7 protein-coding genes are annotated in these 6,330 nt (G+C 65.3%); all 7 read left to right on the forward strand.

Translation table 11 applies throughout. The annotated features are described in order from the left end of the window. The first annotated feature begins 1 nt into the window (after nt 1). Complete coding sequence (pstA, locus tag C100_RS34235; RefSeq protein ID WP_031309278.1) at nt 2–1,246, forward strand: phosphate ABC transporter permease PstA; 1,245 nt, start codon at nt 2–4, stop codon at nt 1,244–1,246. 8 nt (nt 1,247–1,254) lie between these two features. Beyond that, nucleotides 1,255–2,043: a phosphate ABC transporter ATP-binding protein PstB gene (gene pstB, locus C100_RS34240; RefSeq protein ID WP_031309279.1), complete on the forward strand. Its 789-nt coding sequence runs from the start codon at nt 1,255–1,257 to the stop codon at nt 2,041–2,043. Nucleotides 2,044–2,075: 32 nt separating this feature from the next. Beyond that, nucleotides 2,076–2,771, forward strand: a complete 696-nt coding sequence (gene phoU, locus C100_RS34245) for a phosphate signaling complex protein PhoU (protein WP_024019559.1) — start codon at nt 2,076–2,078, stop codon at nt 2,769–2,771. Nucleotides 2,772–2,773: 2 nt separating this feature from the next. After that, on the forward strand, nt 2,774–3,475 hold the full coding sequence (gene phoB, locus C100_RS34250; RefSeq protein ID WP_024019560.1) for a phosphate regulon transcriptional regulator PhoB: 702 nt from the start codon (nt 2,774–2,776) through the stop codon (nt 3,473–3,475). A gap of 244 nt (nt 3,476–3,719) precedes the next feature. Then, nucleotides 3,720–4,778: a type III polyketide synthase gene (locus tag C100_RS34255; protein ID WP_024019561.1), complete on the forward strand. Its 1,059-nt coding sequence runs from the start codon at nt 3,720–3,722 to the stop codon at nt 4,776–4,778. Then, complete coding sequence (locus C100_RS34260; RefSeq protein ID WP_024019562.1) at nt 4,775–5,467, forward strand: methyltransferase domain-containing protein; 693 nt, start codon at nt 4,775–4,777, stop codon at nt 5,465–5,467. The genes C100_RS34255 and C100_RS34260 overlap by 4 nt, the downstream gene beginning before the upstream one ends. Next, nucleotides 5,458–6,330 (forward strand): NAD(P)/FAD-dependent oxidoreductase (locus tag C100_RS34265; RefSeq protein WP_024019563.1); only part of this gene is annotated, 873 nt, incomplete at its 3' end. The genes C100_RS34260 and C100_RS34265, both read left to right, overlap by 10 nt.

Here is a 6,330-nt window from a genome sequence, read left to right on the forward strand (position 1 = left end):
CATCATCTCCGAGCGCGTCCCTACCGACTGGAAGTCGAACGCGATGCGCCGACGGATCGCGCGACGCTATGCCGCCGAGCGCCGCTTCCGCCTGCTGGGCATGGGGGCGGTGCTGCTCTCGGCCGCTTTCCTCGCCTTCCTGCTCGTGACCATGATGGGCAATGGCCTGCGCGGCTTCACCCGGACCGAAATCGCGCTGAAGGTGGACTTTCCCGCCGCGCCGCTGCTGCTTGACCCCGACACCATCACCAACGAGGCGCTGGCCAACGCCAACCTGCCGATGGTGACGAGCGCGGTGGCCCGAAAGACGCTTGGCAAGGATGCCGACGCGCTGTTGTCGCCCACCGCCTGGGTCAGCATCCGCGACGCGATCAAGGCCGATCCGACCATCCTCAGCCGCACCGAAACCATCCGCATTCCCGCCTCGACCGAGATCGACCTCGCGGCCAAGAGCGATGGCTCGCCGGAGGCCGAAGCCGCCGTCACGCGCCTCAAGCAGGCCGGCATCCTCTCGACCGGCTTCAACTGGAACTTCCTGACAGCCAGCGACGGCACCGATCCGACCCAGGTCGGCATCTGGGGCGCGTTCAAGGGCTCGCTGCTCACCATGCTCGTCACCCTGGTGCTGAGCTTCCCGATCGGCGTGGCGACCGCCCTCTATCTGGAGGAATATGCACCCAAGGCCTGGTGGACCGACATCATCGAAGTGTCGATCAACAATCTGGCGGCCGTTCCTTCGATCATCTTCGGCCTCCTGGGCCTGTCGATCTTCCTCAACTTCCTGCACCTGCCGCGATCGGCGGCGCTGATCGGCGGCGTGACGCTGGCGCTGATGACGATGCCGGTCATCGTCATCGCCGGCCGCAACGCCATCAAGTCGGTGCCGCCCAGCATCCGCGACGCGGCGCTAGGCATTGGCGCCAGCCCGGTGCAGGTGGTGTTCCAGCATGTCCTGCCGCTCGCCCTGCCCGGCATCCTGACCGGCACCATCATCGGCATGGCGCGCGCGCTGGGCGAAACCGCGCCGCTCCTGATGATCGGGATGCGCGCGTTCATCGCCACGCCGCCGGGCGGCATCACTGACCCGGCTACCGTTCTTCCCGTCCAGATATTCCTCTGGTCGGACGAAGTCTCGAAGGGCTTCGTCGAGAAAACGTCGGCGGCGATCATCGTGCTGCTCATCTTCCTGCTCGCGATGAACGGCCTCGCCATCTACCTGCGCAACAAATTTGAAAAACGGTGGTAATGACACCCATGACCGAAGAACAACATAATCTGGCGGTGGATAACCCCAAGATGACGGCGCGTGACGTCAAGGTCTTCTATGGCCCCAAGCAGGCGATCAAGGGCGTTTCGATCGACGTCGACATGGACCATGTGACCGCCTTCATCGGCCCGTCGGGCTGCGGCAAGTCGACCTTCCTGCGCACGTTGAACCGCATGAACGACACCGTCGCCAGCGCCCGTGTCGAAGGCGCCATCACCCTGGACGGCGAAGACATCTACGCCCCCTCCATGGACGTGGTGCAATTGCGCGCGCGCGTCGGCATGGTGTTCCAGAAGCCCAACCCTTTCCCCAAGTCGATCTACGAGAATATCGCCTACGGACCGCGCATCCACGGCCTGGCCGCGTCGAAGGCGGACATGGACGTCATCGTCGAAAAGTCGCTGCGGCGCGCTGGCCTGTGGGAAGAGGTCAAGGATCGGCTCCAGGACAGCGGCACCGCGCTTTCGGGCGGCCAGCAGCAGCGCCTGTGCATCGGCCGCGCCATAGCTGTCGAGCCGGAGGTCATCCTGATGGACGAGCCCTGTTCGGCGCTGGACCCGATCGCCACGGCGAAGATCGAGGAACTGATCCACGAACTGCGCGGGCGCTACGCCATCGTCATCGTCACCCATAATATGCAGCAGGCCGCGCGCGTGTCGCAACGCACCGCCTTCTTCCACCTGGGCGAACTGGTCGAATATGGCGTGACCAGCGAGATTTTCACCAATCCGCGCCAGGAGCGGACCAAGGATTATATCACCGGTCGCTATGGCTGATTTTCGCGGCTGACCGGGACGGAGAGACGAATATGGCAGAACATACGATCAAGGCATTTGACGAGGATATCGACCGGCTGCGCGGCCTGATCGCCGAAATGGGCGGGCGCGCCGAAGCGGCGATCGAAAATGCGATGCTGGCTCTCCAGCGCCACGACAAGGTGCTCGCCGCCGAAGTCGTCGCCGACGACAAGCGCATCGACGCGATCGAGGCGGAGGTCGAGAAGATGGTGGTGGAGGTGATCGCCCTGCGCGCGCCGATGGCCAACGACTTGCGCGACGTCGTCGCCGCGCTGAAAATCGTCAGCGTGGTCGAACGCATCGGCGATTATGCGAAGAATATCGCCAAGCGCGTGCCGCTGGTCGCCACCAACACCCGTACCCTGGAGCCGATTTCGCTTCTTCCTTCCATGGGCCAGGTCGCCGGCGAGATGGTGCATGACGCACTGAACGCCTTTGCCGCGCGCGATCCCGACCTGGCCCTGGCAGTGGTCGAGCGCGACACGGTGGTGGATGATTTCTACAACAGCGTGTTCCGCACGCTGGTGACCTATATGGTCGAAAACCCCAAGACGATCAGCGAATGCGCGCATCTGCTGTTCATCGCCAAGAATATCGAGCGTATCGGCGACCATGCCACCAACGTCGCCGAGATGGTTTATTACGCCGCCACGGGCAATACCCTGCCCGACCGCGACCGCGGTGCCGACATTCAAGTGGAGGACTGATCATGCCGCGGGCCAAGATGCTGCTGGTGGAAGATGACGCGGCGCTTGCCGAGCTTCTGATCTGGCATTTCAAACGTGAGGATTTCGACGTCGCCCATACGGTCGATGGCGAGGAAGCGCTGTTGATGGCGCAGGAAAATGTTCCCGACATCGTCCTGCTCGACTGGATGGTGGAAAGCCTGTCGGGCATCGAGGTCTGCCGCCGCCTGCGCCGCATGACCGGCACCGCCAACGTGCCGATCATCATGCTGACCGCGCGCGGCGAAGAAGAGGATCGCGTCCGCGGCCTGGAAACCGGCGCGGACGATTATGTGACCAAGCCCTTCTCGCCCCGCGAACTGGTGGCGCGGGTGGGCGCCGTGCTGCGACGGGTGCGGCCCGCGCTGGCCGGCGAGACGCTGACCTTCGCCGATGTCGAGATGGACACGGTAGGCCACAAGGTGCGCCGCAGCGGGCAGGTCATCCCGCTCGGCCCGACCGAGTTCCGCCTGCTCAAGCATTTCCTGGAGCATCCCGGCTGGGTCTTTTCGCGCGAACGGCTGCTCGACAGCGTCTGGGGCCAAGACAGCGACATCGAACTGCGCACCGTCGATGTTCATATCCGTCGCCTGCGCAAGGCGATCAACGCCGATGGCCAATATCAGGACATCATCCGCACCGTCCGTTCGGCCGGCTATGCGCTCGATACCGAGGGCATGGTCTGACGCTCGACCGACATATGTCTGTGCTGCCAAAGCCTCCCCCGGATCGGTTCGGGGGAGGCTTTTTCGTTGCGCAGGGACGGGTTCCGTAAGGGACGGGGGGAATTTGCGGATCGGCGGCGGGACGGGGTGCAACCATTTGCCTAACCGCTTCGTAATGTTTCCGTAATTGCACGGTCTGTTCAACAAGCGCATGATCGCAATCCTGCGGTCATGCTGGTGCGGTCCCGACCGGAAAGGACAATGAGTGCCCGCGACCCCCTGCATCAATGCCATTGCGACCGCCACGCCCCCGCATGATGTGCATCCCGCCTTTATAGAGTGGGCAGCGCGACGCCTGACGGACCGGACCGAGCGGCGGTTGTTCGATCGCATGGTGGCGCGCGCGCAGATCGAGCATCGCTGGAGCGTTCTGGCGCCGGGCAGCGGAGGCGGCACGCAGACCGATCCCGGTGGCTTCTATGACGCCCTCGCCTGGCCGGGAACGGCCGATCGGATGACCGTCTATGCCCGCGAAGCCCCTGCTCTGGCCGAACGGGCGGTCGCGGGCCTGGGATCGCTGGATGGCGTCACCCACCTCATTCTGGCGAGTTGCACCGGCTTCGTGGCGCCGGGCATCGATCAGATCCTTGCCCGACGGCTGGGCCTGTCCGATCGCGTGGAACGCACGCTGATCGGTTTCATGGGATGCTATGCCGCCGTGTCGGCATTGCGGACGGCTTATCATATCGTCCGCTCGCAACCCGATGCGAAAGCGCTGGTGGTGTCGGTCGAACTGAGCAGCCTGCATCTTCAGGCGTCTGACGACCTCAAATCGCTGCTGTCGATGTTGCTGTTCGCCGACGGCGCCGCCGCGGCCATCGTCAGTGCGCAGCCTTCGGGCCTTGCGATCAAAGCGCCATTTTCGCTGGCTCTGCCGGGCAGCGACGACCTCATCACCTGGGACATCGGCGACACGGGCTTTGCGATGCAATTGTCGGGCAAGGTGCCTGAACGGATCACCGGCGCTCTGGCGGACCGGGAAACGCGCGCACGCCTGACCGGCGGCGGCGCCGTTGATAGCTGGGCGGTCCATGCGGGCGGACGCTCCATCCTCGACGCGGTGGAACAGGCGCTCGACCTGCCTGAAGATGCCTTGCAGCCGTCCCGCAATGTGTTGAACCGCTATGGCAATATGAGTTCGGCGACCTTGTTGTTCGTCCTTCACGACATCCTCCGGCGGCGGCCATCTTTACAGGCCGGTGTCGCCATGGCGTTCGGCCCAGGCATGGCTGTAGAGGGTTTTCGATACGCGCAGGCCGCATGATCGACCTGTCCCGCCCGATCGACGCGGAGGAGCAGATGGACGCGCCGGACCTGCCGGCCCATGTCTACGCCGCAGTGCTGCGCGATCTGAGCAGCGTCAACAGTTGGACCATGGCGGCGCGGCCGACATTAGCGTTTCTGAACAAACTGGACCGACGGGGCGACACACTGCGCATATTGGATGTTGGCTTTGGCTCCGGCGACATGCTGCGCCGCATCCATCGCTGGTCGGTGCGGTGCGGCGTCGCCGTCGATCTGGTCGGGATCGACCTCAACCCACGATCCGCCGGCATCGCGCGCGAGGCCACGCCGCCGGACATGGCGATCGATTATCGCACCGGCGACTATGCCGAACTGGGCGCAGAAGGATGGGACGTCATCTTGTCCAGCCTCGTCGCTCATCATATGACGCGGCCGCAACTCATTGCCTTCGTGCAGTTCATGGAAATGCAGGCGCGCCGCGGGTGGTTGGTCAACGACCTGATGCGCCACCGAATAGCCCATATGGGTTATCCGCTGCTGGCGCGGATCATGCGGTGGCATCCCATCGTCCGGCAAGACGGCACATTGTCGATCGCCCGGTCCTTCCTGCCGCCGGAATGGCAGGCGCTGCTGGCGGAGGCCGGGATCGATCAGGCCCATGTGCGCCGCGCCTTCCCCTTCCGGCTGTGTGTCGAACGATGCCGCTGATCGTCGGCGGCGGCCCGGCCGGCTCTGCGGCGGCAATCCGGCTGGCGCGGGCGGGTCATGATCCGGTCGTCATCGAACGGACGGCCGAACCGGCCGACATGCTGTGCGGCGGGTTCCTAAGCTGGAACACCATGCGATTGCTGGAAGAATGCGGCGTCGATCCGCTGGCGCTGGGCGCGCATCCCGTCCATCGCGCCCGTGTCTTCGCCGCGACCCGCATGGCGGACCTGCGCCTTCCTGCTCCGGCGGCCGGCCTGTCGCGACGGCGGCTGGACGAGGCGCTGCTGAACCGCGCGGCGCAGGCCGGGGCGACGGTTCGCCGGGGCGTCGCCGTCCGTGCGATCGAAGGCGGGGAAGTCCGGCTGGCGGACGGATCGGTCGAGCGGGCCGAGCATCTGATCCTTGCCACCGGCAAGCATGATGTGCGCGGCGCAAGTCGTGTCGCGGCCTCGCCGCTCATGTCGATCGGCCTGCGCTGGCGTTTTCCGGCCAGCGCCTCGCTCGCCGCCCGGCTGGATGACGCAATCGAACTTCACCTGTTCGACCAGGGCTATGCGGGCTTGATGATGCAGGAGGATGGCGCGGCCAATCTCTGCATGGCGGTGCGCCTGTCCGTGTTCGCGGAGGCAGGACAGACCCCGCACGCCATGCTGGCAAGGGCGATGCGGGAATGCCCCGCCTTGTCCGGGAGGATCGGGGGCGAAGCGATCGGCGAGGCGCAGGCGATCGCCAACGTCCCCTATGGCTGGCGCGCGCGCGACGACGCAGCCGGACTCTATCGCGTCGGCGACCAGATCGGGGTCATTCCCTCGTTGGCGGGTGAAGGCGTGGGAATTGCGCTGACGACAGGCATGGCGGCCGCC

It is taken from the genome of Sphingobium sp. C100, from assembly GCF_000508185.1.
Taxonomy (GTDB): Bacteria; Pseudomonadota; Alphaproteobacteria; order Sphingomonadales; family Sphingomonadaceae; genus Sphingobium.